General features: G+C 34.1%; 25 protein-coding genes. 16 read left to right on the top strand and 9 right to left on the bottom strand.

From position 1 onward, the window contains the following. Positions 1-4 precede the first annotated feature (4 nt). From H4O20_RS01465 to H4O20_RS01445, 5 genes are all read left to right on the top strand, one after another. On the top strand, positions 5-1,153 hold the full coding sequence (locus H4O20_RS01465; RefSeq protein WP_185098055.1) for an ABC transporter substrate-binding protein: 1,149 nt from the start codon (positions 5-7) through the stop codon (positions 1,151-1,153). Then, entirely contained in the window at positions 1,153-2,184 is a 1,032-nt protein-coding gene (locus tag H4O20_RS01460) for an iron ABC transporter permease (protein WP_185098054.1), read from the top strand. Before H4O20_RS01465 ends, H4O20_RS01460 begins: the two co-directional genes overlap by 1 nt. After that, positions 2,184-2,978 carry an ABC transporter ATP-binding protein gene (locus H4O20_RS01455; RefSeq protein ID WP_185098053.1) on the top strand — a complete coding sequence of 265 codons (795 nt, stop codon included), beginning with the start codon at positions 2,184-2,186 and terminating at the stop codon, positions 2,976-2,978. Before H4O20_RS01460 ends, H4O20_RS01455 begins: the two co-directional genes overlap by 1 nt. 99 nt (positions 2,979-3,077) lie before the next feature. Then, positions 3,078-4,388 (top strand): DNA recombination protein RmuC, encoded by a 1,311-nt coding sequence (gene rmuC, locus H4O20_RS01450; RefSeq protein ID WP_185098052.1) that lies wholly within the window; start codon positions 3,078-3,080, stop codon positions 4,386-4,388. An 84-nt stretch (positions 4,389-4,472) separates the two neighbouring features. Next, positions 4,473-4,841 (top strand): 6-phosphogluconate dehydrogenase, encoded by a 369-nt coding sequence (locus tag H4O20_RS01445; protein WP_139856456.1) that lies wholly within the window; start codon positions 4,473-4,475, stop codon positions 4,839-4,841. A gap of 36 nt (positions 4,842-4,877) precedes the next feature. Here H4O20_RS01445 and H4O20_RS01440 read toward each other — a convergent pair whose 3' ends face one another. The 3 genes from H4O20_RS01440 to rpmH all read right to left on the bottom strand — a co-directional run bounded on the left by H4O20_RS01440 (position 4,878) and on the right by rpmH (position 8,655). Then, complete coding sequence (locus H4O20_RS01440; RefSeq protein ID WP_185098051.1) at positions 4,878-5,453, bottom strand: T9SS type A sorting domain-containing protein; 576 nt, start codon at positions 5,451-5,453, stop codon at positions 4,878-4,880. Positions 5,454-5,536: 83 nt separating this feature from the next. After that, entirely contained in the window at positions 5,537-8,389 is a 2,853-nt protein-coding gene (carB, locus tag H4O20_RS01435) for a carbamoyl-phosphate synthase large subunit (RefSeq protein ID WP_185098050.1), read from the bottom strand. Between the two features lie 104 nt (positions 8,390-8,493). After that, on the bottom strand, positions 8,494-8,655 hold the full coding sequence (rpmH, locus tag H4O20_RS01430; protein WP_139856453.1) for a 50S ribosomal protein L34: 162 nt from the start codon (positions 8,653-8,655) through the stop codon (positions 8,494-8,496). 200 nt (positions 8,656-8,855) lie between these two features. Here rpmH and H4O20_RS01425 point away from each other — a divergent pair, with 200 nt between their 5' ends. The 3 genes from H4O20_RS01425 (at position 8,856) to H4O20_RS01415 (ending at position 11,127) form a co-directional block, all read left to right on the top strand. Next, the gene (locus H4O20_RS01425) at positions 8,856-9,743 is read left to right on the top strand and encodes a DUF6263 family protein (RefSeq protein ID WP_185098049.1); all 888 of its coding nucleotides are present in this window, start codon (positions 8,856-8,858) and stop codon (positions 9,741-9,743) included. 1 nt (position 9,744) lies between these two features. Further along, the gene (locus H4O20_RS01420) at positions 9,745-10,314 is read left to right on the top strand and encodes a DUF2892 domain-containing protein (protein WP_139856451.1); all 570 of its coding nucleotides are present in this window, start codon (positions 9,745-9,747) and stop codon (positions 10,312-10,314) included. Between the two features lie 111 nt (positions 10,315-10,425). After that, positions 10,426-11,127, top strand: coding sequence for a redoxin domain-containing protein (locus H4O20_RS01415; protein ID WP_185098048.1), 702 nt, complete (start codon positions 10,426-10,428; stop codon positions 11,125-11,127). 41 nt (positions 11,128-11,168) lie between these two features. Here the strand turns inward: H4O20_RS01415 and H4O20_RS01410 are convergent, their stop codons facing one another. After that, positions 11,169-12,089: a lytic transglycosylase domain-containing protein gene (locus tag H4O20_RS01410; RefSeq protein WP_185098047.1), complete on the bottom strand. Its 921-nt coding sequence runs from the start codon at positions 12,087-12,089 to the stop codon at positions 11,169-11,171. 59 nt (positions 12,090-12,148) lie between these two features. Continuing rightward, positions 12,149-12,808 carry an alpha/beta hydrolase gene (locus tag H4O20_RS01405; protein WP_185098046.1) on the bottom strand — a complete coding sequence of 220 codons (660 nt, stop codon included), beginning with the start codon at positions 12,806-12,808 and terminating at the stop codon, positions 12,149-12,151. Positions 12,809-13,049: 241 nt separating this feature from the next. On the opposite strand from H4O20_RS01405, the gene H4O20_RS01400 reads away from it, so the two are divergent. Beyond that, entirely contained in the window at positions 13,050-13,349 is a 300-nt protein-coding gene (locus tag H4O20_RS01400; RefSeq protein WP_139856447.1) for an N-acetyltransferase, read from the top strand. An 84-nt stretch (positions 13,350-13,433) separates the two neighbouring features. On the opposite strand, the gene mtaB is transcribed toward H4O20_RS01400, so the two are convergent. After that, entirely contained in the window at positions 13,434-14,792 is a 1,359-nt protein-coding gene (gene mtaB / locus H4O20_RS01395; RefSeq protein ID WP_185098138.1) for a tRNA (N(6)-L-threonylcarbamoyladenosine(37)-C(2))-methylthiotransferase MtaB, read from the bottom strand. A gap of 395 nt (positions 14,793-15,187) precedes the next feature. Here mtaB and H4O20_RS01390 point away from each other — a divergent pair, with 395 nt between their 5' ends. Next, a complete protein-coding gene (locus tag H4O20_RS01390; RefSeq protein WP_185098045.1) occupies positions 15,188-16,807 on the top strand; it encodes an ABC transporter substrate-binding protein in 1,620 nt (539 codons plus the stop codon). Then, complete coding sequence (locus H4O20_RS01385; protein ID WP_139856445.1) at positions 16,808-17,083, top strand: hypothetical protein; 276 nt, start codon at positions 16,808-16,810, stop codon at positions 17,081-17,083. Here H4O20_RS01385 and H4O20_RS01380 read toward each other — a convergent pair. Both H4O20_RS01380 and H4O20_RS01375 read right to left on the bottom strand, forming a co-directional pair. Continuing rightward, positions 17,080-18,255 (bottom strand): GlmU family protein, encoded by a 1,176-nt coding sequence (locus H4O20_RS01380; RefSeq protein ID WP_185098044.1) that lies wholly within the window; start codon positions 18,253-18,255, stop codon positions 17,080-17,082. The genes H4O20_RS01385 and H4O20_RS01380 overlap by 4 nt on opposite strands. Before the next feature lie 229 nt (positions 18,256-18,484). Continuing rightward, positions 18,485-18,766, bottom strand: a complete 282-nt coding sequence (locus H4O20_RS01375) for a type B 50S ribosomal protein L31 (protein WP_139856443.1) — start codon at positions 18,764-18,766, stop codon at positions 18,485-18,487. Between the two features lie 215 nt (positions 18,767-18,981). On the opposite strand from H4O20_RS01375, the gene H4O20_RS01370 reads away from it, so the two are divergent. From H4O20_RS01370 to lptB, 5 genes are all read left to right on the top strand, one after another. Beyond that, positions 18,982-19,509, top strand: coding sequence for a DUF4199 domain-containing protein (locus tag H4O20_RS01370; protein ID WP_139856442.1), 528 nt, complete (start codon positions 18,982-18,984; stop codon positions 19,507-19,509). 8 nt (positions 19,510-19,517) lie between these two features. Then, positions 19,518-20,465, top strand: a complete 948-nt coding sequence (locus tag H4O20_RS01365; protein WP_139856441.1) for a glycosyltransferase family 2 protein — start codon at positions 19,518-19,520, stop codon at positions 20,463-20,465. Between the two features lie 118 nt (positions 20,466-20,583). After that, a complete protein-coding gene (locus tag H4O20_RS01360; protein WP_185098043.1) occupies positions 20,584-22,299 on the top strand; it encodes a phospho-sugar mutase in 1,716 nt (571 codons plus the stop codon). Beyond that, complete coding sequence (locus H4O20_RS01355) at positions 22,299-24,125, top strand: ABC transporter ATP-binding protein (RefSeq protein ID WP_165149884.1); 1,827 nt, start codon at positions 22,299-22,301, stop codon at positions 24,123-24,125. Before H4O20_RS01360 ends, H4O20_RS01355 begins: the two co-directional genes overlap by 1 nt. A gap of 66 nt (positions 24,126-24,191) precedes the next feature. Then, positions 24,192-24,932 (top strand): LPS export ABC transporter ATP-binding protein, encoded by a 741-nt coding sequence (gene lptB, locus H4O20_RS01350; RefSeq protein ID WP_139856438.1) that lies wholly within the window; start codon positions 24,192-24,194, stop codon positions 24,930-24,932. Between the two features lie 139 nt (positions 24,933-25,071). On the opposite strand, the gene H4O20_RS01345 is transcribed toward lptB, so the two are convergent. Further along, on the bottom strand, positions 25,072-25,809 hold the full coding sequence (locus H4O20_RS01345) for a phosphatidylcholine/phosphatidylserine synthase (protein ID WP_139856437.1): 738 nt from the start codon (positions 25,807-25,809) through the stop codon (positions 25,072-25,074). Positions 25,810-25,919: the final 110 nt, after the last annotated feature.

Genomic DNA, 25,919 nt, shown 5'->3' with positions numbered 1-25,919 from the left:
AATAATGCCAAGTTTTAAAAATCATATTGTTTTATTCTTTTTCACTTTAGTATTTATCTCCTGTAAAAACGAAACTAAAGAAACTATAGAAAGTGTCTCAATTGAAGGCAAAAAACTGGAAGTAAAATACGCTAAGGGCTTTGAAATTGAAGCATTTGAAGGTTATAAGACAATTACTTTAAAAAATCCTTGGCCAGGAACAGATAAAACTTTCACCTATGCTTTAGTTGAGAGAAATGCCTCCCTTCCAAATCCAGAAAGCTATGATGCAGTGGTTGAAATTCCTATTAAGCAAATAGTTGTAACTTCTACTACTCACATTCCCTCCTTAGAAATGTTAGGAGAAATAAATTCTTTGATTGGTTTTCCTAATTTAAACTATATCTCTTCGGAAAAGACTAGAAACCGAATTGCAAACAATGAAATTAAGGAGTTGGGTAAAAACGAAGACATAAACACTGAAATCCTTATCGATCTTTCTCCCGATGCTGTTATTGGTTTTGCTGTTGATGGTAATAACTCTGCGTTTTCAACAATACAAAATGCAAGAATTCCTGTTCTTTATAATTCAGACTGGACAGAGGTTTCTCCTTTAGGAAAAGCTGAATGGATAAAGTTTTTTGGTGCACTTTACAACAAAGAAAAAGAAGCCGACAGCATTTTCAGTAAAATTGAATCGGAATATATTTCAGCTAAAAGTTTAGCTTCTGAAGCTAAAAATAAGCCTACCGTAATTAGTGGTGCTATGTACAAGGATGTTTGGTATATGCCACAGGGAAATAGTTGGGGAGCACAGTTTATAAGAGATGCTTACGGAGATTACCTCTGGATAGATTCTGAGGGAACTGGAAGCCTTTCTTTAAGTTTAGAATCGGTATTAGACAAAGGTATTGAAGCAGATGTTTGGATTGGTCCAGCGCAATTTAATTCTCTAGAAGAATTAAAAGAAGGCAGTAAAGCTTATACCCAATTCAAAGCCTATAGAACTGGGGAAGTATATTCCTATAGTATGAAAAAAGGTGAAAAGGGAGGTGTAATTTATTACGAATTAGCTCCAAATAGACCAGATTTAGTATTAAAGGATTTGATTAAAATTCTACACCCTGAAATGTTGCCAAATCATAAATTTCATTTTTTCGATAAACTAAATTAATGCAGACTTCGCCATCATATCGAATTCATTTTTTGGTAGTTCTACTAATACTGCTCGCTGCATTTTTGGTGAATTTGAGTATGGGTTCTGTTTCAATTCCACTTACAGAAATCATTTCGGTATTCGTTGGAAATGGCGCAACAAAAGCTACTTGGGAATATATACTAATTGATTATCGACTCCCAAAAGCATTTACCGCAATGCTAGCAGGAGGCGGATTAGCAATTTCAGGATTGTTGATGCAAACCTTGTTTAGAAATCCTCTAGCAGGTCCATTTGTTTTAGGTTTAAGCAGTGGAGCAAGCTTAGGAGTTGCTATTTTAATTTTAGGCGCAAGTGCATTTGGAGGCTTTTTTGGAACAATGTTACTAAGTCAGTGGAGCTTAGTTATCGCTTCTGCTTTAGGTAGCTTTTTAGTGTTGTTGGCTGTGCTAGCTGTAACATTTAGAATAAAGGATACTATGGCTATTTTAATTATCGGTCTTATGTTTGGGAGTGTAACTACTGCAGTAGTTTCGGTATTATCATACTTTAGTAATGCAGAGCAATTACAGCAGTATATATTTTGGTCGTTTGGCAGCTTAGGAAATCAATCTTGGCAAGGTGTAACTATATTAAGCATTTGTTTTTTAGCTGGGCTAATCTTAAGCATCATAAGTAGTAAGTCTTTAAACACACTATTATTAGGTGAAAACTATGCGAAAAGTATGGGAATTCACATTAAAAAAACAACCTTTATAATCATATTAGCAACAAGTATTTTGGCAGGTGGAATAACGGCTTTTGTTGGTCCGATTGCCTTTGTAGGTTTAGCAGTACCACATTTGGTGCGACAGTTTTATAAAACTTCAAATCACCTAATTTTACTTCCGGCTGTTTTACTTTGTGGGAGTTTGTTAATGTTAATCTGCGACACTATTGCTCAATTACCCTTTAGCGAGTTCACTTTACCAATTAATGCAATAACCTCATTAATAGGCGCTCCGGTGGTGATTTGGCTATTAGTTCGTAAACGAAAATTATTTTTTTAATGGCTTCAGTAGAAAAAAATATCATTTTAGAAGCTAAAAATCTTGCTGTTGGATACTCCAACAAAAAGAGCGATTCTGTTATTGCTAAAGAGATTAACTTTTCAATTAAAAAAGGTGAATTAGTCGGACTTGTAGGCGCAAATGGCATTGGAAAATCTACACTTTTACGTACATTAACTGGAATGCAAAACCCTTTAAAAGGCGATGTATTTCTGAATGAAAAACACATTAATAGCTATACTTCTTTTGAGCTTGCAACTGAATTAAGTGTTGTGTTAACTGAAGCTCCAGCCTCTAAAAATTTATCAGTTTTAGAAATGATTTCCCTAGGTAGGCAACCTTATACCAATTGGATTGGCACCCTAACAGGAGAAGATAAAAATGCCATAAATTTTGCTTTAGAAGCAACTGAAACCACAACTCTAGCCCATCGAAAATGTTTTGAACTAAGTGATGGACAGATGCAACGAGTGGCAATAGCTCGAGCTATAGCGCAGGATACACCTATAATAATTCTAGACGAACCAACCACACACCTCGACATCTATCATCGCGCTTATGTTCTTAAATTATTAAAGAAACTAGCTTCAGAAACCCTAAAAACGATATTCTTTTCTACCCACGAAATAGATTTGGCAATTCAGCTGACAGATAAAATGGTGGTAATGACAAAAGATGAAAACCATTTTGAAAGTCCGTGTAAACTAATTGAATCGGGGAAATTCGATGCATTATTTCCAAAAGAAACCATTGATTTTGATAGAGAAACAGGGCGTTTTATTATTAAAAGTTAATGATTTTTAATATTTCCGATTAGCTTTTAACTTCTTATCTTTATTCAAAATCAAAAAAAAACTGAAACATCGTTTTCATAATAACTTAATTCTACAAAATTGAACGAAACCCTTGTATTCTTATTTATTGCAGTAGCCTGTCTATTTATTGGAGCACTAATTGGTGGCTATTTTGCTCGTTTAAAAAACAAAGTTGAAACTAGTAAAATTGAAGAAAGACTTCAAAATGCTGAGAAGCTAGAAGATCAGTTAAACGAGAGGTTAAATACCCTTACTTCTGAGAAAGAAAATCTACAAAAAGAAAAAGAACAGCTGAACATTCAGCTATCTCGTCAAAGTGCAGAGTACGATGCACTTTATGCCGAATTGAATAAGGAAAAGGAACGTTTCAAAAACTTCGAGAAGGATTTTGAAGCTAAATTTTCAGTGTTAGCCGATAAAATTTTGATTGATAAAACCGAAAAATTCACTGAAGCCAACAAAGAAAATATTGAAGGAATACTAAAACCATTGAATCAAAAAATTAAGGAATTTGAAGAGAAAGTTGGGAAAAACAATATTGATTTTGTAAAAACACATGCAGAATTAGGGAAACAACTTCAAATACTTAATGAACAAAATATAAAAATAAGTCAAGAAGCCGATAACCTTACTAAAGCATTAAAAGGCGATTCGAAAATTCAGGGGAATTGGGGTGAAATGATTTTATCTAGGGTTTTAGAAGAGTCTGGTTTAGAGAAAGGTCGCGAATACACAATTCAAGATAGCCACGATAATCCAGAGGGTGGCAGATTGCAAACCGATGTTATCATTCATCTTCCCGATGGTAAGAAAATGATAATCGACAGTAAAGTTTCACTTACCGATTTTGAAAGATATGTTTCAGAAGAAGATGAAAAAATGAAACCTGTTTACCTTAAAAAACACATTGAGTCCATAAAAAAACACATCATTACCCTAAGCGAGAAAAAATATTATCACGCTATTAATGATAGCCCAGACACTATATTTATGTTTGTTCCTATTGAACCAGCATTTGCAATTGCAGTTGCCAATCAAAAAAATTTGTACCAAGAAGCTTTTAAACGAAAAGTTATGATTGTTACCCCTTCTACTCTATTAGCCGCTTTGCGATTAGTAGAAAACTTATGGGAGAACGACAACCAAAAGAAAAATACTCTTGAGATAGCAACAGAAGCCGGTAGACTTTATGATTCGTTTGTTAGTCTGTTAGAAGAGCTAAACAAGATAAAACGGCAATTAGGCACCGTTCAAGGCTCTTTTGACAATGCATTGGTAAAACTTGAGGGGAAAGGAAATTTAGTGAGAAGAGTTGAAAAGCTAAAAAAGCTTGGCGCGATTACAAGTAAAAATATTGATCAAAAATTATTGAAAAACTCTGAGGAATAAATAAGGCGGTAATGTTAAATAACACTATATTTTTTTGACAAATATCCTCTTTTAGTCCACACAAAATTTATGTACATTTATTGAATGAAAAAAATTCTATTCATAATTCTAGGAAGTCTAACGGCATTGTTTTTACTATACTTTGCATTTTTGTACTATGTACCGTATAGTGAAGGAACTCGTGCCGGAGAGTTAATAAAATTTAGCAATCGTGGTGTGGCAATAAAAACCTGGGAAGGTGAGATTAGCCAAGGTATAAGCGGCGCTCAGATATTTTCATTTTCTGTTTTAGATAAAGACAAAGAAGTTATTGAAAAGCTAAAAGAATATCAGGGCAGCTACGTTAAGGTAACCTATATCGAACGCTATGCTTCGTTTGCTATTTGGGGAGACACAAAATATTTCATTACGAAAGTAGAAAAAGAAAATTCGCCCCATTTTAACCGAAATTAAACTGAGGCGAATTTTAATTATTTAATCTTTAGTTGTCTATTTTTTAGCAATCTTCAAAGTTGTTTGCATACTTCCTGAAATTATTTTCAGAAAATAAAACCCACTGTTTAGTCTACTCATATCCACTTGAACGTAATTACTCCCTCCTTTTCCTTCAGAAATTAAGGATCCTAAAACATTGTAAATTTGATAACTATCTACTTTAAAAATTGAAGCAATAGTCAAATCTGTTTTTACTGGATTTGGATAAAAGTTCAGGTTTTTAATAAACTTATCTTCAGTTGAAAGTTTATTTACTACCGTTACCTTGCCGCGTAATGTCGAATTACCGTGACTTTGATATTCGGTTACACCCGTTTTATTGAAGGTATATGAAAATCGGCTTTTTGAATCGGTTAATAACCCACTATCAAATTCTTCACTTCCTCCGTAAATACTAGTAACACTTTTTTGAGAATTATCTTTCCAAGTCCACAAAACTGTATCACCAACTTCTATAGTAGGACTTGCAACAGATTCATTAATCCCTTGTCCCCATGGAATTTCCACAACATTCTGCGCAGTGAGAATGTTTACGGTTAAAAAAAATAAGAACAAAGTAATTTTCTTCATAAAAGTTTGACTTGACGGGTTAACAATCTAATTTAATCAAAAAAATTAACATAAAAAATAGATATTAAAGAAGAATACAGGTTCTATTTACTTAAATACATTTTTCTTCTTGCGTATAAATCGTAAAAAGCATCGTCTTTTAAGCTATCAATAAACAAGATACTCTCTCCTGTACTTTTCATTTCAGGCCCTAGTTGCTTATTTACATTCGGAAACTTATTAAAACTAAACACAGGTTGCTTAATAGCAAATCCTTCAAGTTTTGGGTTAAAGTCAAAATCAGTTACTTTATTATGACCTAGCATTACCTTAGTAGCATAGTTTACATAAGGTTCGCCGTAAGCCTTCGCAATAAATGGAACCGTTCTAGATGCACGTGGGTTTGCTTCAATAATATAAACTACATCATCTTTTATTGCAAACTGCACATTTATAAGTCCTACAGTCTTCAAAGATTTCGCAATTTTAATTGTGTGATCTTTTATTTGCTGTAACACAAATTCTCCAATATTAAACGGAGGCAATGTTGCGTTAGAATCTCCAGAGTGAACTCCACAAGGCTCTATATGCTCCATTATCCCTATAATATATACATTTTCACCATCACAGATTGCATCTGCTTCGGCTTCAATTGCACCATCTAAATAATGATCTAGAAGTAATTTATTATTTGGAATAGTACGAAGTAAATCTACAACGTGCTCTTCTAATTCTTGTTTATTGATTACAATTTTCATCCCTTGACCTCCTAACACGTAAGAAGGACGAATTAACAATGGGAAGTCGAGTTCATCAGCAAGTTTTAGCGCTTGATCTGTAGTTTCAGCTACTCCAAACCTTGGATAAGGAATATCATTTTCTTGTAAAAGTTTTGAGAAACTTCCACGATCTTCAGCCAAATCAAGTGATTGATATGTTGTTCCAATTATATTGATTCCATATCTGTCAAGTTTTTCAGCAAGTTTCAGTGCAGTTTGCCCACCTAACTGAACGATTACTCCTTCAGGTTTTTCATGACGAATAATATCGTAAATATGTTCCCAGAAAACTGGTTCGAAATACAATTTATCAGCAACGTCGAAATCTGTAGATACAGTTTCTGGGTTACAGTTAATCATTATTGTTTCATATCCACATTCTGCAGCAGCTAAAACACCATGCACACAGCAGTAATCAAATTCAATACCCTGCCCTATTCTATTTGGACCTGAACCAAGAACAATAATTTTCTTTTTGTCGGTTACTATACTGTCATTTTCAGCATAAGGCTTCTCGCCTTCACGTTGCATATCATTCTCAAAAGTTGAGTAATAGTAAGGAGTTTCAGCTTTAAATTCTGCCGCACAAGTATCTACTAATTTATAAACGCGTTGAATATTCATCTCCTCACGTTTTGTATAGATTTGGCTTTCTAAGCATTTCAACATATGAGCAATCTGACGATCCCCATAACCTTTTTGCTTAGCTTCCAATAACAGTTCTCTTGGAAGTGTATCTAAAGTGTAACTAGAAATTTCTTTTTCAAGCAAGAATAGCTCTTCATATTGACGAAGGAACCACATATCAATTTTAGTGATCTCGTGAATTCTACTTAATGGAATTCCAATTTGAATAGCGTCATAAATCACAAAAACACGATCCCAGCTAGCATTTTTCAACTTATCTAGAATCTGCTCGTAGTTGGTATATCCTTTTCCATCAGCTCCAATTCCGTTTCGTTTAATCTCAAGAGATTGGGTAGCTTTATGAAGTGCTTCTTGGAAAGATCGGCCAATACCCATAACTTCTCCAACAGATTTCATTTGAAGCCCTAGAGTACGGTCAGAACCTTCGAATTTATCGAAATTCCAACGTGGTATTTTCACAATTACATAATCTAAAGTAGGCTCAAATAAAGCTGAAGTAGATTTAGTAATCTGGTTGTTTAATTCGTCTAAGTGGTAACCAATCGCAAGTTTTGTAGCAATTTTAGCAATAGGATAACCTGTTGCTTTAGAAGCTAAGGCAGATGAACGTGAAACACGAGGGTTGATTTCAATTGCAATAATGTCCTCATCATTATCTGGGCTAACTGCAAACTGCACATTACAACCACCGGCAAAATCACCGATACTACGCATCATATGAATTGCCATATCACGCATTTTTTGGAAAGTGCGATCGTTTAGTGTCATTGCAGGTGCAACTGTAATAGAGTCACCCGTATGGATTCCCATTGGATCCATATTTTCAATTGTACAGATAATTACAACGTTGTCGTTATTATCACGTAACAATTCTAATTCGTATTCTTTCCAGCCTATTAAAGCTTTGTCTATCATTACCTCGTGAATTGGAGATATTTCTAGACCTTGCGATAATAGTTCGTCAAAATCTTCTTCTTTATGAACAATAGACGCTCCAGCCCCACCAAGAGTGTATGAAGCTCTAATAACTAAAGGAAAACCAAATTCCTGAGCTATTTCCTTACCTTCTAAATAAGAGGTTGCAGTGGCCTGTGGTGCCATACCAACACCAATCTTCTCCATCAATTCTCTAAACTGCTCTCTATCTTCAGTAATATTTATAGCGTCTATATCCACACCAATAAGTCTTACATTGAAATCCTTCCAAATTCCTTTTTCGTCGGCTTCAATACACAAGTTTAATGCTGTTTGCCCACCCATAGTTGGCAATACTGCATCAATTTGAGGATGCTCCTTTAGAATTTTTATAAGTGATTTTGTGGTAAGGGGTAGTAAATAAATATGATCGGCCATTGAAGGGTCGGTCATAATTGTGGCTGGGTTACTATTAATTAAAATAGTTTCTATACCATCTTCACGCAAAGAACGTAAGGCTTGCGAACCAGAGTAATCGAACTCACAAGCTTGTCCAATTACGATAGGCCCAGAACCAATAATTAAAACGGATTTAATGGAGGGATTTTTAGGCATTTTTTAAAAGGTTTTATTTAGTGCCGCAAAATTACGACGCTCTTGGGTATAAAAAAAGGTGTTGCTTAGATAAACAACACCTTTTTATTTATAACTTATAAACATTATTTTTTGTGACGGCCTTCTGATGAAACAGAAAGTTTCTTTCTGCCTTTCGCTCTGCGGGCAGCTAATACTTTTCTTCCGTTTACAGAAGCCATACGCTCTCTAAAACCGTGTTTGTTCTTTCTTTTTCTCTTTGATGGCTGAAATGTTCTTTTGCTCATTTTAATATGCTTTAACTTCTGTAATATTTTTTTTTAAATACCACTTTACTTAAAGTGGGCGTGTTTACCATAGCTTTTTATCTGCTTAGGCGGGTGCAAATATACAATCAATTTTTATTTTCCCAAATCTAAATATCAATTTATTTTTATTTGTTTTTCATACCTTTGTCGGCCTTTACAAATTCTCATAATTTCAACCAATGAAATCAATCTACTACTTAGTCTTTTTTTTAAGTTTTGTAAGCTTACACAATGTAGCTGCACAAGAAATAATCCAATACAACTTTAAAAAGGGAGATGTATTTATGATTGAGCAAAACGCTATTCAAAATATAACTCAAAATATTGACGATAACGAACACCTTATGACCAATACCTTATACGGAATTTTTAAGATGGAAGTTGTAAATGTTTTAGGTAGTAAATTTGTGTTGGATGTTAACTTTGAAACTTTCAAATTAAAAATAGACTCCAATCTATATGGTGTGTTAACGGATATTAACACTAGTATTCCTGCAAATGAGGACGATGTTGAAGCAAAAATTTTTGAGGGCTTAGTGGGACCAAAGTTTCAAATGATATTATTGCCAACCGGTGAAATAGAATCTATTACTGGAACTGAAAACCTTGTTGAAGGTATGATAAATAATGTTGAAGATATAGATGATTTCACCAAAGCAATGATGAGAAAAAGTGTTGAAAAGGAGTTTAACAACCACGATATGGTTGAAAGCATGCAACAGTTTACATTTATTTATCCTGAAAAGTCAGTAAAAACTAATGAAACTTGGGAAAACACTTACACTGGTGACTTTACAGCAAATAACACATGGAAGTTGATGAATTACTCAAAAACAAACATCAACCTTGAATCTGATGCGATAATTAAACTAAATACCACTGAGGATTCTGTAATTATGGAATTGTCTGGCAATCAAAAAACAAAAGCTATTACAAACACAGCTACTGGATTCATTGAAACGATGACCGTTACTCAGCAACTAGAAGGAGTGTCTATTGCTTTGGAAATGAATAACATAAAAATACCGACTACCCTAACATCTACGATAACTTACAAATCATTATAAAATGTTCAACAAAAACATAAAACTAGTTTTAGCTGCATTAATTATAGGAGCAGCAGTATGGCAATTTACAGAAACAAATATTGGAAATGGAATTATGCTTATTCTCCTCTCTTTAATATTCGTTTTTCTATATTTTAAAAATGAAATTATCCTACTTGCATTTCTTAGACTGCGTAAACAAGATTTTGCGGGTGCCAAAAGTTGGCTAGATAAAATTAAAAACCCTTCAAGCGCATTAGTTCCTAAACAAGAAGGCTACTACAACTACTTAAACGGGTTGATGGTTTCCCAAACCAATATGGTTGAGGCTGAAAAATACTTTAAAAGAGCTGAAACTTTAGGTCTAAATATGGACGCAGACATGGCAATGACAAAGTTGAATCTTGCTGGAATAGCGATGACAAAAAACCGCAAGAGAGACGCTGAAAAGCTCATGGAAGAAGCAAAAAGACTTGATAAACACAATATGCTAGACGATCAGATTAAAATGATGAAACAGCAAATGAAAAAAATGGGGCAGCCAAGACAACAATTTGGAGGCGGTCGTGGAAGAGGCGGAAGACGCTTCTAAACCCTCACAAGCAAACAAACTACTTTTAAGTTTTAACAATATAAATGAACTTAACTCAATTATATTGTTAAAACTTTATTTTTTCATTACCTTTAAGCAAAGCAAATGCTTATGGGTAGAAATCTACTATATCTCCTCTTTTTATTTTCTTTCATCGCACAATCACAGGTTGAGCAACACACCTATTTATCTGAAGCGATTGGAAAGAACATTAAAAAATACACGAAAAATTCTGAAAAAGCGTATTACGATCAGGATTTTAAACGTGCGGACTTCTTATTTGACTCCCTCATAAAGCACGTAGTTACCGGTAGCTATTTAGACAACTTTAAGGTTAGAAAATTATCGGGAAGGAAAACTCAACTTCATAAGTTCGAAAAACCAATGTTTTTAATGACTTATGCTTCTTGGTGTACACCTGGTTCAGGTGAAATCCCTGCATTGAATGAAATCGCTGAAGAAAACAAAAACACTATTGATTTTGTTATTCTGTTTTGGGATTCAAAAGAAAATGTCCGCAAGGTTGCAAAAGCGTACTCAAAAAATATAAACATCATATATATAGACGAAAAAGAAAACACGAACAACCATATTATTGAAGTAATGAAGCACAGTTTAGGCTTCCCTACTTCATTTTTTATGGACAAAAATAAACGCATAGTCGATGTTCGTAGAGGTACACTCCACCCCTACAATGAAAAATATGAGATTTCTTATCAACTAAATTTTAATTCATTCTTAAACGGAATTACCCTACTTAAAAATTTCAATATCGAAGATAATCAACAATTAGTGGTAAAAGAAAACCCGTAAAGTTATTTTACGGGTTCCTTTTAGTTTTCTACTTATTGATGTTATTGATAATAACCATTTTCGGGAATTTCAACAAAATATTCTTTTCCTGAAGCGTTTTTTAAATATGTATCTCTAAGCCAAGGATTGTGAATTTTCAAAATTTTATAATTAATACCATAAGGCTTAACCCATTCAGCCCAATCTTCAACTGGAGTATCAACCATTACTTTGTAAGTGGGAATCGTTTGATATAAATCCTTTTCTCTAAAATTGAATCCATACTTCTTAGGGTTACTCATAATTTCTTTGATAGCAATTATCCTAAACACATATCTACTCGTTTCATCGTTTAACAGCAAGTCGTAGTAACTAGTTTCTTTCTGTCTGTTAATTTGCTTATTCATTCCTCCTACACCTGCGTTATAAGATGCAGCTGCCATAGTCCAACTCCCAAAACGTTTTTTAGACTTTTTAAGGTATTCTGCTGCAACCATAGTAGCTTTTTCTAAATTGTAACGCTCATCCACGTAATCGTTAATTTCAAGTCCATATTCCAAACCCGTACCTTTCATAAAGTGCCAAATACCACTAGCGCCAGCAGGAGAACTCTTATACTCCAAAGCACTTTCAGCTACTGCTAAATATTTAAAGTCATCCGGTAATCCATACTTTTCCAATAATGGTTCAAGTAACGAGAAATACTTATTTGCTCTTTTAAAGAGCAACAAACCATTAGATTGCCAATATGCGTTCACAAGTAATTCTCTATCTATTCTTTCTCGAATATCAGGATTGTGTAAAGGAACTTCTTCTCCTGCAAAATCCAATTTTTCTGGAATTGGCAATGCATAAACATTGTAATCATTTATTATCTTTTTCTCTAAACCTTCATCTGTTTGAGCGTCTTGAACAGCATTGATACTAACAGCACTTACTGCTAAAATCACAACTCCTAAACCTATTTTACTAATCAATTTCATAATGTTATAATTTTCGTTAAAGATACTGAAATAAGAAACCTTCAGAAAATAAGAATCTATTATTCTTTAATAAGTTCGTAGAGTATTTTTGATATTTTTCTTGCTTTATTTAATATCATAATATGAGTTCCCCCCTTAATAATAATTGAGCCATTGATATATTTAATAGGAAACACAGGGTCTTTTTCACCGTGAATATGAATAATCCCTTCTCTTGCCTCTGTGTTATCCCACGTAATCATTTTTTCTAATGCCCAATCTAAATATCGCTTATCTCGAACGTGAAGATATTCTTGGTAAAGCGTTAATCGTTTTTTAGATTTTGGACCTACAGAGAGTTTTGTTAGATCATCTACACTTAACACTAAACTTGTAGGAATTAATTTATAAGCTTTTGTTAGACTAGCCAATTTCATTCTACGCGGAAGTTCTTTGCTTGTTTTAACACTAGATATTATTATTATTATTTTAGGAGTGTAGAAACTGCACATTTCTTGCACCACTACTCCTCCAAAAGAAACACCAATAAGAATCGCATCTGGCACTTTAATACGACTAGCCATCCTCTTAGCATAATCTGCTAGCGATTCCTCTTTCTCAGGAATAAGCCACTCCAATACGTGTGTTTCATAATTATCCGGAAATGTAAGGTTTTTGAAGATTTCGGCTCCAGCGGCCATTCCTGGAACAAAATAAATGTGATTTTTTTGATAACTCATAAGTCTTTTAAGAAGAAAATGGTAAAGCCCAAAGATATTTCGTAAATTTACACATACCAATTTATCATTCTTGCGAAGGATCTGTTAAACTAATTATATTTCTTACAATAGGTTACTTTGAAAACAACTCTAACCAACTTAAATAAGATTTTATTAAAACCTCATTCTATTCTGTGATTTGTGGTGGTAAAGATATTTAACAAACATAATAATTCTTGATATAATACTTAAATAACTCTGTATGACTGAAGATGTAGCAATTACCGACAACGAATTTTTAAGACAATTTGAACTTGAAATCGAAGGCAAAATGGCGCGTATTGAATACGCACTTCAAGACCGAAAAATATTCCTAACAAAATACGAAATGCCTCAAGAGTTAGAAGAAAAAGGGTATCGTGAAGTTTTTATTGAAGCTGTTTTTAAAGAAGTAAAAGACAGAGAAATAAGCTTAGTGCCTACAAGCCCTGAGATTGTTGGATTTATGCGTAAAAATCGTAGAAAATACAAATCATTACTTCCTGTAGGAATTAATATATAACCCGAATAAAAAAAGTTGCGCTAGCGTTTTAAAAATGCTAGCGCAACTCTTTTTATTATATTCCAATTTAGAAATTTAAATGTCTTAAAGTGTTGTATTTGCAACTTCATGTACAACATTCTCAAACCTCACTAATCCATCTTCATCAATTTGTGTTAGTGTGATTTCTTGTAATGTATTTACCAATTCAGGATTCCATGGTGCTTTTACTTTTACGTAGTTTTCAGTAAACCCATGAATATAGCCTTCTTTATTTTCTCCTTCAAAAAGTACGGTGTGCGTAGTCCCAAGCTGGCTTTCATAAAATGCTCTTCTCTTCTTAGCTGAAAGACCTCGCAACATTTTACTGCGCTTATTTCTCACCTTTTTAGGTACAACACCTTCCATTTCGGCAGCAGGAGTATTATCCCTTTCAGAATAAGTAAAAACGTGTAAATACGAGATATCCAATTCGTTTAGGAAGTGGTACGTTTCTAAAAATCGCTCATCTGTTTCTCCTGGGAAACCAACAATAACATCAACACCAATACAAGCATCTGGCATAACTTCGCGAATCTTTGACACTCTTTCAGTATATAACTCACGCATATACCTACGACGCATAAGCTTTAAAATATCATTGCTTCCACTTTGAAGCGGTATATGAAAATGAGGTACAAAAGTTCTCGATTTTGAAACAAACTCAATAGTTTCATTCTTAAGTAAGTTCGGCTCTATAGAAGAAATTCGCAGTCTTTCAATCCCTTCTACCTCATCTAATGCCTTTACGAGATCCAAAAATGTGTGTTCGTGTTTTTTATTTCCAAACTCACCTTTCCCGTAATCCCCAATATTTACTCCAGTTAAAACAATTTCTTTAATTCCTTGTTGTGAAATTTCAAAAGCATTCTTTAAAACGTTTTCTAAAGTATCACTTCTTGAAATCCCTCTAGCTAAAGGAATTGTACAATACGTACATTTATAATCACACCCATCTTGAACTTTCAAAAAAGCACGAGTTCTATCTCCAATAGAATAAGATCCCACATAAAAATCTGCCTCTTCAATTTCGCATGAATGCACTTCACCCGCACCCCTACTGCGCTCTGGGCGCGATAAAAGATCGTTTAAATATGATGTTAATTTAAACTTTTCAGTAGCCCCCAAAACCAAATCCACACCATCAACATCGGCCAATTCGTGTGGTTTAAGTTGTGCGTAACACCCTATCGCAGCAACAAATGCATCCGGATTAACTTTCTGCGCTTGTTTTACAATGGTTTTAAAACGCTTATCTGCATTTTCAGTTACACTACAAGTATTAATCACATAGATATCAGCTTTTTCTGAAAAATCTACACGTTCAAATCCTTCCCCTTCAAAACCTCTCGCAATAGTAGAAGTTTCGCTGAAATTTAATTTACAACCTAGGGTGTAGAAGGCGACTTTCTTATTTTTTTCCATCATGAAAATTATTACGGCAAATATACGGTATTCTGTTTTAATTAGTAGATGATGGATGCGGGGGTTGAAGGATGATTTTAGGTTTAATTGTGTACACAAAGCTGAGTTATATTTGCAAAAAGCAAGTTCATGAGCTTTAGATTTGAAAACCTTGATGTTTAGAAAAGAGCAATTACTTTAGGTGAAGAAAGGAACACAATAGCAGAAGCATTTGCAAAAAAGTGGATTTAAATCTTAAAATTGAATTAAAAAAAGCTGCAGACTCAGTCGCATTTAATACATCAGAAAATTCTATTCTTCAATCAAATCTTAAACACCACTTTGATTTCTCCCATTTTAATCCCAAAAAAAGGCAATAAACATCTATATTCGTGCATTCGTGGTGACATTTAGTTATGATTAGAGCTCTCTTATTTTTTACAATTATATTTTCAATTCTTTCTTGCCAAAATAAAGCAGAAACAGAACGTGATCATCTTGTATTTCGCTATAATGAACACGGAAACATTCCCACTTTAGATCCTGCTTTTGCTCGTAATCCGCAAGCAATTTGGCCAGATAATCAACTTTACAATGGCTTAGTACAACTAGATGATTCATTAAATATTAAACCCGACATTGCAAAGCGTTGGACTATTGACGATTCAACCAACACCTATATTTTCCACCTTCGTACAGATGTTTATTTTCATCAGAATAGAGCTTTTGCACAAGAAGGAACCCAAAATTCAAAGAGCTATACAAGAAAAGTAGTAGCTGAGGATTTTGTTTATAGCTTCGATAGACTGTTGGATGAAAGCGTTGCCTCTTCTGGAAGCTGGGTTATGAATAACGTAGAAAGTTATAAAGCTGAAAACGACTCAACCTTAATAATAAGTTTAAAAAAACCATTCCCTGCATTTCTGGGATTGCTTTCAATGCGCTATTGTTCTGTAGTCCCTAGAGAAGCTGTAGAATATTACGGAAACGAATTTAGAAGAAATCCTGTAGGCACCGGTCCTTTTCAATTTAAGATGTGGGAAGAAAATGTAAAATTAGTTTTTACTAAAAACCCGCTTTATTTCGAGCGTGATAAAAATGGAGAAAGACTCCCTTATCTTGAAGCTGTTGCAATTACATTTCTTCCCGATAAACAAAGTGAATTCTTGCAATTTGCTCAAGGTAAATTAGATTTTATCTCCGGTTTAGATGGAAGCTATAAAGATGAGTTATTAACTACCGAAGGAAAACTGCAGTCAAAATATAACGATATGGCTTATATGATTACGGGGCCATATTTAAATACAGAATACTTAGGTATTTTTCTAGGGAGCAAAACAACCGAAATACAAAACAAGGCCTTACGCCAAGCCATAAATTACGGTTTCGACCGTGAAAAAATGGTTACCTATTTACGAAACGGAATGGGTATTCCTGCCATTCACGGTTTTATCCCAAAAGGGCTACCAGGTTATGAAGAAATAAAAGGATATACTTACCAACCTGAAAAAGCAAAGCAATTAATAGAACAGTACAAAACAGAAACCGGCGATTCTAAACCTGAAATAACCATTGGTACAAACAGTCAATATCTGGATATATGTGAATACGTTCAACGGGAATTAGAGAGAATTGGGATAAGCGTAACCATAGATGTGATGCCTCCTTCCACCCTTAGACAAATGAGAAGCAGTGGAGAACTTGATATTTTCCGAGGTAGTTGGATTGCAGATTATCCTGATGCTGAAAACTATTTATCGCTTTTTTACAGCCAAAACTTCACACCTAATGGGCCAAATTATATGCACTTTAAAAATGAAGTGTACGATAGTCTTTATGTAAACTCACTTTCTGTTTCAAATATTGACGAACGCAAACTACTTTACACAAAAATGGACTCCATTATAGTTGAGGAAGCACCTGTAGTGCCGTTGTTCTACGATATGGCTGTACGTTTTGTAAATAATAAAGTTTCTGGTTTAGGCATTAATCCTCAGAACTTTTTAATTTTAAAAAAGGTCAAAAAAGAAAAGTAAATGGGATTTGGAAGTTCAGGGATGATTCAATCTATTCGCAATAATGCGAAGCAGCTCGTCAAACGAAAAAGTTACTTTGAAAAAGATGTTGATTCTAAAAGTTCTAACTCAAAGAAAATTGTAGATCATAAAAAAATGTCTCCTGCTCAGTTTGTGGCTTTTAAACAGCAATTAAAAGAAAACGAATTACGCCGCCAAAAACGGTTAATTGTGATCTTTGGCGGCGTAATGACTATAATATTAAGTGCAATTATTTACTTCTTATTTTATTATTAATCCTTTCTCCACTTTGCTGTTTCTTCAAATACGTGTTCTAATATTTTTTCATCTGTTTCAGTAAACTCAATATTTCTACGACTCATTACTACTTTAGCTACTTCAAAAGCTTTACTTGTTTTATAAGTTGTAAAACCACTGCTTCCACCCCAACTAAAACTTGGCACAAAATTTCGTGGAAATCCACTGCCAAAAATATTTGCACTTACACCTACAACAGTTCCTGTGTTAAACATTGTATTGATACCACATTTACTGTGATCCCCCATCATTAAACCACAAAATTGCAACCCTGTTTTTGCAAATCCTTCTGATTCGTAATTCCATAGACGAACTTCAGCGTAATTATTCTTTAAATTTGAATTATTAGTATCGGCACCTAAATTACACCACTCTCCTAAAACAGCATTACCTAAAAACCCGTCGTGACCTTTATTTGAAAAACCGAAAATTACTGAGTTACTCACCTCACCTCCCACTTTACTATGTGGACCTATAGTTGTATCTGAATATATTTTAGCGCCCATTTTTAAAGTCGCGTGTTCGCAAAGTGCAAAGGGACCACGAACTAACGAACCTTCCATGATTTCGGCTTCTTTACCTATATATATAGGACCATTAGATGCATTTAGTGTACAAAACTCAACTTTTGCTCCTTCTTCAATAAAAATATCCTCTGGATTTTTTGCCCAAACGCCATCCGGGATTGGTTGTGATTGTCTTCCTTCCGTTAGCATTTCAAAATCGCGTTTTATCGCTTCGCCATTTTTAGAAAAGATATCCCAAGTGTTTTCAATTCGTAACACATCCTTGTGCTCGTATTGGATAACGTCATAAGTATCAAAATCTACTTCTTGACCATCCGAAGTGAAAAAAGCAAGCGGTTCATCATCAAAAAATACGGCTTGATTCTCCTCTAAATTTTTAATAATATTCACTAAATTTTGTGAAGGCAGAAAAGAAGCGTTTATAAAAATGTTCTTGTCTAATTCTAGAAACGGATATTTATCTGAAAGATAATCTTCAGTTACTGTTGTTGTAGTAAAACCTAAATAATGCTCCCATTTTTCACGAATGGTTAAAATTCCAACTCGAATATCGGCTACTGGTCGGGTAAAAGTAAATGGTAAAAGCTGATTGCGGACGTTTCCGTCGAAAAGAATATAGTTCATTTTGATTTTAGATTTTCGATATTAGGTTTGCGATTCTTTAAAAATCGTAGCAGTAAAAATACAAAACCAATTTTACTTAAAAATCTGCAAGAGTCAATTAAATATAACAAATCAAAAAAGCCTTCGATTTCTCGAAGGCTTTTGTAAATTATCTATTTAGAGTGGATTGACTAATTTCAATAAATGATTCTGACCTGTATCAGCATCAATATTAAAATTGAATCGAAACCTACTCTTCAGTTTTTTCTGCTGCTTTTGCAGGTTTTTTAAACTTGTCGTATTTGTTTTTGAATTTATCAATACGTCCAGCAGTATCAATAAGTTTTGCTTTTCCTGTGTAGAAAGGGTGTGATGTACGTGAAATCTCCATTTTTACTAAAGGATATTCAACACCATCAACTTCAATAGTTTCTTTAGTATCAGCTGTTGACTTAGTAAGGAAAATTTCTTCGTTACTCATATCCTTAAAAGCAACTACTCTATAATTATCTGGGTGGATACCTTTTTTCATCTCTGTAAAATTATTTTTTATAAATGGACTCTTCCGACCTTTCGGAATTGAGTTTGCAAATTTAATCAATAATTAGAAAATAGCAACAAAATATTGCACTTTTTTAATTCACACTAAATTCAGTTGCAAATGTAACGTTTTACTATCTTTGTTTACTAACAAACCGAACCTTTTCTACCACCAATTTTGGTAGATTTTTAAACCAATTTATAATTATGGAAAATCAAACCGCATCATTAAAAAAAATCGCTCTTAACTTCGGGGTGCTTTTAGCTTTACTTTCAATCGTATTACAAGTTATATCGTTTGTTCTTGACGCACATATAGATAGACCTTGGTGGCTTACCATTCTACAATTAGTAATATCTATAGGTGTACTTGTTTACGGAATTAAAGCGTTTAAAAATGATAATGCTGGGTTTCTTACTATCGCTCAAGCTTTAAAAACAGGACTAGCAATTAGCCTTGTTGCAGGTATTATATCAGTTATCTTCAATTATATTTTCATCAATTATATAGATCCTGATTTTATCCAGAAAACATTAGATTTCTCTAGAGAGCAAATGATTACTGATTTCCCAAATATGACTCAGGAGCAAATGGAAAATAGTCTTGAAATTTCAGCTAAATTTATGACCCCTACTATTATGTCGGCGATGGGGATTTTAGCAACTTTGTTTTTCGGTTTCATAATATCGCTTGTTGCAGGTATGATTTTAAAGAAAAACCCACCACAACTTTAATTTACTGAATGAATATTTCCATAGTCATCCCACTTCTTAACGAAGAAGAGTCTCTTAATGAACTTTACCGCTGGATTACAACTGTAATGCAAGCAAATGGTTTCGCATACGAGCTAATTTTTATCGACGACGGAAGTACTGATGGTTCTTGGGATATAATCGAGAAAATTTCATCTGAAAATTCGGACGTAAAAGGTATTCGATTTCAAAAAAATTACGGAAAATCACAAGCGCTACACGCTGGTTTTGCTATGGCAAAAGGCGATGTAATAATCACCATGGATGCCGATTTACAAGATAGTCCTGAAGAAATTCCTGAATTATACAAAATGGTTACCGAAGAAGGTTTCGATTTAGTTTCAGGATGGAAAAAGAAACGCTACGATTCTGTAATTAGTAAGAATTTACCTTCAAAGCTATTTAATTATGCTGCTCGAAAAACTTCAGGCGTAAAGTTACACGACTTTAATTGCGGACTAAAAGCGTATAAAAAAGACGTTGTAAAAAGCATTGAGGTAACTGGAGAAATGCATCGTTATATTCCAGTTTTGGCTAAAAACGCAGGTTTTACTAAAATTTCAGAAAAACCAGTTATTCACCAAGCTCGTAAATACGGTACTACAAAGTTTGGCGCTGAACGTTTTATTCGTGGATTTTTAGACTTAATAACCATCTGGTTTTTATCTCGCTTCGGCAAACGCCCAATGCACCTATTTGGAGCTTGGGGGGCTTTAATGTTATTTATCGGGTTTTGTTTTGCGCTGTATTTAGGTATAGACAAGCTGTTCTTAAACCCGACTGGTAGATTAATAGCAGAACGTCCAGAGTTTTTTATAGCTTTAACCGCGATGGTGCTAGGCTCACAACTTTTCCTAGCAGGATTCTTAGGAGAGTTGATTCTTAGAAGCAAAAAAGAATCAAAAAACTATATAATTAAAGAAGTAATAAACACTTAATATTTGTTAAAGGACAAAGTACTTAGAGTATGGAGAGATCCAACTTTAAGTACTTTTTAACTTTAGCAGACTTTAGGCACTATATTTATGCCTATTTTTGCACTTTTAATTTAAGAAAATGATTTACGTAGATCCGAAAATTTTAGACCGCGTTAACCAGTGGCTCACCCCTTTTTTCGACGAGAAAACTCAACACGATATTAAAGAAATGATCGCAAACGATCCTGAGGGGTTGGAAGACAGTTTCTACAAGAACCTTGAGTTCGGAACTGGTGGAATGCGAGGCATTATGGGGCTTGGCGACAATAGAATTAATAAGTATACCCTAGGGAAAAACACTCAAGGTCTTTCTAACTACCTAAAAGAAAAATTCCCTAACCAAGATATAAAAGTAGCAATTGCATACGATTGCAGACACAATAGTAAAACATTTGCAAAAGTTGTTGCTAATGTTTTTTCGGCAAATGGAATAAAAGTTTTCCTTTTTTCAGACTTACGCCCTACTCCAGAGCTTTCATTCGCAGTAAAACACCTAGGATGTCAAGCAGGAATTGTACTTACCGCTTCACACAACCCACCAGAATACAACGGATATAAAGTGTATTGGGAAGATGGCGGGCAATTAGTACCACCTCAAGACGGAGAAATTATTTCTGAAATTAATTCCCTTAAATACGAAGACATAAAGTTTGAAGCAAATGAAGGTTTGATTCAGAATATAGATTCAGAAGTTGATGAAGCTTTCGCCAAGGCATCTGTTGAAAACGGAACTTTTAATACTTCAGAAGAAGCACGTAAAAACCTGAAAATCGTTTTCACTTCACTTCACGGAACTTCAATCACGATGATTCCAAAGGTTTTGAAACAAGCTGGCTATAACAATGTATTAATTGTTGAAGAGCAGGCAGAGCCAAATGGAGATTTCCCTACAGTAAAATCACCAAACCCTGAAGAACCTGCAGCCTTAAAAATGGCTTTGGAACTCGCTGAAAAAGAAAATGCAGATATTGTTATCGGAACAGACCCAGATTGTGATCGATTAGGGATTGCAGTTAGAAATAGCAATAACGAAATGGTTCTTTTAAACGGAAACCAAACAATGGTTTTAATGACGCATTTCCTTATTGAACAGTGGCAAAAAGCAGGAAAACTGAACGGAAATCAGTTTGTAGCTTCTACGATAGTTTCCACTCCAATGGTTGAAAAAATCGCTAATCACTACAACGTGAAATATCTTGAAGGTCTAACAGGCTTTAAATGGATAGCAAAAATGATTAAAGACAATCCTGAGTTAGAATTTATTGGCGGCGGGGAAGAAAGTTTTGGGTATTTAGTTGGCGATTTTGTTCGCGATAAAGATGCTGTTACCGCTACTCTTTTAGCTTGTGAAATTGCAGCCCAGAAAAAACACGCTGGCAACAGTATGTTTCAATACCTCAATGACGTTTACAACCAATTTGGAAATTATCGCGAACATTTAATTTCTCTTACAAAAAAAGGTAAACAAGGTGCTGAGGAGATTTCAAATATGATGAAAGAACTCCGCGCTAATCCATTTAAGGAAATTGCCGGAAGTAAGGTTTTGAGAATGGATGATGTTTCTAAAAATGAAACTACAGACTGCATCAAAAATGAAACTTCAACATTAAATCTTCCAAAATCTAATGTATTAATTTTCTATACTGAAGACGGAAGTAAAATTGCAGCAAGACCAAGTGGTACTGAACCAAAAATAAAGTTCTACATTAGCGTAAATACTTCAGAGAAAGAAAATTTTGAAGGGATTCTTAAAAAGAAAATAGAGGCTATTGCAGCACAACTAAACATTAGTTAATGAATTATTTCAAAAAAATACTGCGTTACGCCTACCCTTACAAGAAATATGCATTCCTCAATATATTTTTCAACATATTGTATGCGTTATTTAGTACACTTTCATTTGTAGCATTAATCCCAGTTTTAGAAATTATTTTTAGCAACCAACGTACACTTGGCCCAAAGCCAGTTTACGAAGGCATTACCAATTTAAAAGATTATTCGCAGGAATACCTTAATTACTTTATTATAGAAAGTATAAACAATCTAGGAGAGTTTAAGGTGCTAATGTATATGGTAGGAATTATCATTTCGCTATTCTTATTGAAGAACTTAAGCAACTACTTAGCTTTGTTTTACGCAACCTTTCTTCGGAATGGGGTATTAAAAGATCTAAGAAATGCTCTTTACAGTAAAGTTGTAAGTTTTCCTTTGGCGTTTTATTCTGAAAAAAGAAAAGGTGACACTATATCTAGATTAAGTGGTGATGTAGATGAAGTTAAAAACTCCGTTCTTTCAGTATTAGAAATGATTGTGAGAGAACCACTAACCATTATTGCATCGCTAATATTTATGCTTTTTATTAGTGCCAAACTTACCCTTTTCGTTTTCTTGTTTTTACCTATTTCAGGATTTTTCATTTCAAAAGTTGGAAAAACATTAAAGAAAAAGTCCTTAAAAGTTCAACAAGAACAAGGTGTTTTCCTTTCTATTTTGGAAGAAACTATGGGAGGTCTTCGCATTATTAAAGCCTTTCACGCCGAAGAACTTTTTCAGAAAAAATTTGAAGACAGCAACGAACGATTCTACAAACACTCTAATCAAGTAATGAACAGGCAAAACCTGGCTTCACCTTTAAGTGAACTTCTAGGGATTATAACAATCGGAATCTTGCTAGTTTACGGAGGGTATTTAGTTTTTATCGACGAAACATTAGAAGCTAGTTTCTTTATTGGGTATATTATGCTTGCTTATAATATTCTTACGCCGGCAAAGGCGATCGCTAAAGCTAGTTACTCTTTAAAGCGTGCAAACGGTTCTGCGGAGCGTATATTAGAATTGTTAGAAGCCGAGAATACAATTACCGATATTGAAAACCCTGTTCAGAAAGAAGATTTTGACAGCACAATTTCGATTAAGAATATTTCGTTTAAGTACGAAGATCAATACGTGCTTAAAGACTTTTCGTTAGAAATTCCTAAAGGAAAAACTGTTGCACTGGTTGGACAATCTGGTAGCGGAAAAAGTACAATCGCCAATTTGTTAACACGTTTTTACGATGTAAACAAAGGGAGTATAGAGATTGATGGTGTTGACATTAAAAATATTTCGAAAAAATCTTTACGCGGTTTAATGGGAATTGTATCACAAGATTCTATTCTCTTTAATGATTCCGTTGCCAACAACTTAAAGCTTGGGAAACCTTTAGCTACCGATGCAGAATTAATGGAAGCTGCTGAAATTAGTAATTCGTATGAATTCATTAAAAATTTACCCGATGGCTTTAATACAAATATTGGTGATAGCGGGAATAAATTAAGTGGAGGCCAAAAGCAACGATTGAGTATTGCTAGAGCTGTACTTAAAAATCCACCAATTATGATATTGGATGAAGCTACCTCGGCCCTAGACACAGAAAGTGAGCGTTTGGTTCAAGATGCATTAGAAAAAATGATGCAAAATAGAACTTCGATTGTTATTGCGCATAGACTTTCTACCATTCAAAATGCAGATAATATAGTGGTACTTTCAAAAGGTGAGATTGTGGAACAAGGTAAACACCAAGAACTATTAGAGAAAAAAGGAGTTTATTACAATTTGGTTGAGATGCAATCGCTAGCGTAATTTAAATAATTAATATCTTCGTATCCCGAAACTTCGGGAGTGGTCGAACCTTCAGAAAAAGAATAAATGAAACTAAAAGCCGAAAACTTAGTAAAATCTTATAAAGGCCGAAAGGTTGTAAAAGGCATCACAGTTGAAGTAAACCAAGGAGAAATTGTTGGTTTGTTGGGGCCGAATGGAGCTGGTAAAACCACCTCGTTTTATATGATAGTAGGGTTAATTAAACCCAATGGCGGAAATATTTATTTAGAAGGAACAGAAATTACCAAATACCCAATGTACAAACGCGCTCAAAATGGTATTGGTTATTTAGCGCAGGAAGCTTCAGTTTTTAGAAAACTAAGCGTAGAAGATAATATTTTAAGCGTTTTACAACTCACTAAACTCTCTAAAAAAGAACAACGTGCCAAAATGGAATCGTTAATCGAAGAATTCGGTTTGGGACATATACGCAAAAACCGCGGAGATCTTTTAAGTGGTGGAGAAAGACGTAGAACTGAGATTGCAAGAGCATTAGCAACCGACCCTCACTTCATTCTTCTAGATGAACCTTTTGCAGGAGTTGACCCTGTAGCTGTAGAAGACATACAACGTATTGTAGCGAAGCTTAAAAACAAAAACATCGGAATCCTTATTACCGACCACAACGTTCAAGAGACGCTCGCTATTACAGACAGAACCTACCTTATGTTTGAAGGAAGTATTCTAAAACATGGAGTTCCAGAAGAATTAGCTGCTGATGAAATGGTACGTAAAGTATATCTAGGTCAAAACTTTGAGCTTAGAAAGAAGAAGTTGGAATTCTAATTTTTCAATCTACCTTATATTAATCTTTACTGATGGAATTTTAAACTTCAATTATAGGTTTAAAGTATAATCATCCTATTTTTCAATTGAAAACTCAATAATCCTTACGAGCAAACATCAAATCTTTTTCCCTAGTAATTTAGCTTTTCCAGAACATTGAAAGCAATATGTAAATCAAGATTATAAAAGGTATTGCTAAAAACTTCAGAAAAACTAAAAGCACAACACACAATAGTAAAAACACATAACGAACTGCATTACTTTTAAAATCCCAAGTTTTAAACTTTAAAGCGAAAAGTGGTATTTCAGCATTTAGCAGTACACAACTTAATAATGTCATCCCAATTAAGAACCATTTATTAAGAATTATCGTTTCAGCTAAATCTGAAAATTGAAACTGTAAAATTAGAGGAAGACTTAAAATCAATAAAGTATTAGCAGGCGTTGGCAATCCAATAAATCCAGAGGTTTGGCGGGTATCAACATTAAACTTTGCCAAGCGGTAAGCAGAAGCAATTACAATCATTAACCCTAAAAGAGGTAAGTAGTTATTAAAACTTACGTTCCACCCGTCTAAAGAAAAAATCTCCGTTAGCGTTTGCATATGTCCGAAGATAGAAAGATTCAATAACTGAAACATTACTACTCCTGGTACTACTCCACTTGTAATAACATCTGCAAGAGAATCTAACTGAAGTCCAATTTCACTTTGTGCTTTTAACAAACGCGCTGCAAGTCCGTCAAAAAAATCAAAGAATATTCCTAGAAATGCAAAAACTGAAGCTATTATTAAATCGCCTGAAACAGCGAAAAGCACTGCTACACATCCACACATAATGTTTAACGATGTGATGATATTTGGTATTTGTTTTATCATAATTTATTGGTAGGAAGTGTAAAAATAACAAAGTATTTTCGTCCTATGCTAATTTAAGGCAATATGTCTATAAATTTTAAGTTTAATATTTTATAAAATAGTGTCATATT

The organism is Aequorivita sp. 609 (assembly GCF_014212065.1).
Lineage (GTDB): Bacteria > Bacteroidota > Bacteroidia > Flavobacteriales > Flavobacteriaceae > Aequorivita > Aequorivita sinensis.
The sequence above is the reverse complement of the archived record's forward strand: the minus strand, read 5'-3'. Positions and strand labels throughout refer to the sequence as shown.

Bases quoted from the DNA above. Each gene is read 5' to 3' on its own strand.
- H4O20_RS01465 (WP_185098055.1), top strand. From the start codon at position 5: ATGCCAAGTTTTAAAAATCATATTGTTTTATTCTTTTTCACTTTAGTA.
- H4O20_RS01460 (WP_185098054.1), top strand. From the start codon at position 1,153: ATGCAGACTTCGCCATCATATCGAATTCATTTTTTGGTAGTTCTACTA.
- H4O20_RS01455 (WP_185098053.1), top strand. From the start codon at position 2,184: ATGGCTTCAGTAGAAAAAAATATCATTTTAGAAGCTAAAAATCTTGCT.
- H4O20_RS01445 (WP_139856456.1), top strand. From the start codon at position 4,473: ATGAAAAAAATTCTATTCATAATTCTAGGAAGTCTAACGGCATTGTTT.
- H4O20_RS01440 (WP_185098051.1), bottom strand. From the start codon at position 5,453: ATGAAGAAAATTACTTTGTTCTTATTTTTTTTAACCGTAAACATTCTC.
- carB (WP_185098050.1), bottom strand. From the start codon at position 8,389: ATGCCTAAAAATCCCTCCATTAAATCCGTTTTAATTATTGGTTCTGGG.
- rpmH (WP_139856453.1), bottom strand. From the start codon at position 8,655: ATGAGCAAAAGAACATTTCAGCCATCAAAGAGAAAAAGAAAGAACAAA.
- H4O20_RS01425 (WP_185098049.1), top strand. From the start codon at position 8,856: ATGAAATCAATCTACTACTTAGTCTTTTTTTTAAGTTTTGTAAGCTTA.
- H4O20_RS01420 (WP_139856451.1), top strand. From the start codon at position 9,745: ATGTTCAACAAAAACATAAAACTAGTTTTAGCTGCATTAATTATAGGA.
- H4O20_RS01415 (WP_185098048.1), top strand. From the start codon at position 10,426: ATGGGTAGAAATCTACTATATCTCCTCTTTTTATTTTCTTTCATCGCA.
- H4O20_RS01410 (WP_185098047.1), bottom strand. From the start codon at position 12,089: ATGAAATTGATTAGTAAAATAGGTTTAGGAGTTGTGATTTTAGCAGTA.
- H4O20_RS01405 (WP_185098046.1), bottom strand. From the start codon at position 12,808: ATGAGTTATCAAAAAAATCACATTTATTTTGTTCCAGGAATGGCCGCT.
- H4O20_RS01400 (WP_139856447.1), top strand. From the start codon at position 13,050: ATGACTGAAGATGTAGCAATTACCGACAACGAATTTTTAAGACAATTT.
- mtaB (WP_185098138.1), bottom strand. From the start codon at position 14,792: ATGGAAAAAAATAAGAAAGTCGCCTTCTACACCCTAGGTTGTAAATTA.
- H4O20_RS01390 (WP_185098045.1), top strand. From the start codon at position 15,188: ATGATTAGAGCTCTCTTATTTTTTACAATTATATTTTCAATTCTTTCT.
- H4O20_RS01385 (WP_139856445.1), top strand. From the start codon at position 16,808: ATGGGATTTGGAAGTTCAGGGATGATTCAATCTATTCGCAATAATGCG.
- H4O20_RS01380 (WP_185098044.1), bottom strand. From the start codon at position 18,255: ATGAACTATATTCTTTTCGACGGAAACGTCCGCAATCAGCTTTTACCA.
- H4O20_RS01375 (WP_139856443.1), bottom strand. From the start codon at position 18,766: ATGAAAAAAGGTATCCACCCAGATAATTATAGAGTAGTTGCTTTTAAG.
- H4O20_RS01370 (WP_139856442.1), top strand. From the start codon at position 18,982: ATGGAAAATCAAACCGCATCATTAAAAAAAATCGCTCTTAACTTCGGG.
- H4O20_RS01365 (WP_139856441.1), top strand. From the start codon at position 19,518: ATGAATATTTCCATAGTCATCCCACTTCTTAACGAAGAAGAGTCTCTT.
- H4O20_RS01360 (WP_185098043.1), top strand. From the start codon at position 20,584: ATGATTTACGTAGATCCGAAAATTTTAGACCGCGTTAACCAGTGGCTC.
- H4O20_RS01355 (WP_165149884.1), top strand. From the start codon at position 22,299: ATGAATTATTTCAAAAAAATACTGCGTTACGCCTACCCTTACAAGAAA.
- lptB (WP_139856438.1), top strand. From the start codon at position 24,192: ATGAAACTAAAAGCCGAAAACTTAGTAAAATCTTATAAAGGCCGAAAG.
- H4O20_RS01345 (WP_139856437.1), bottom strand. From the start codon at position 25,809: ATGATAAAACAAATACCAAATATCATCACATCGTTAAACATTATGTGT.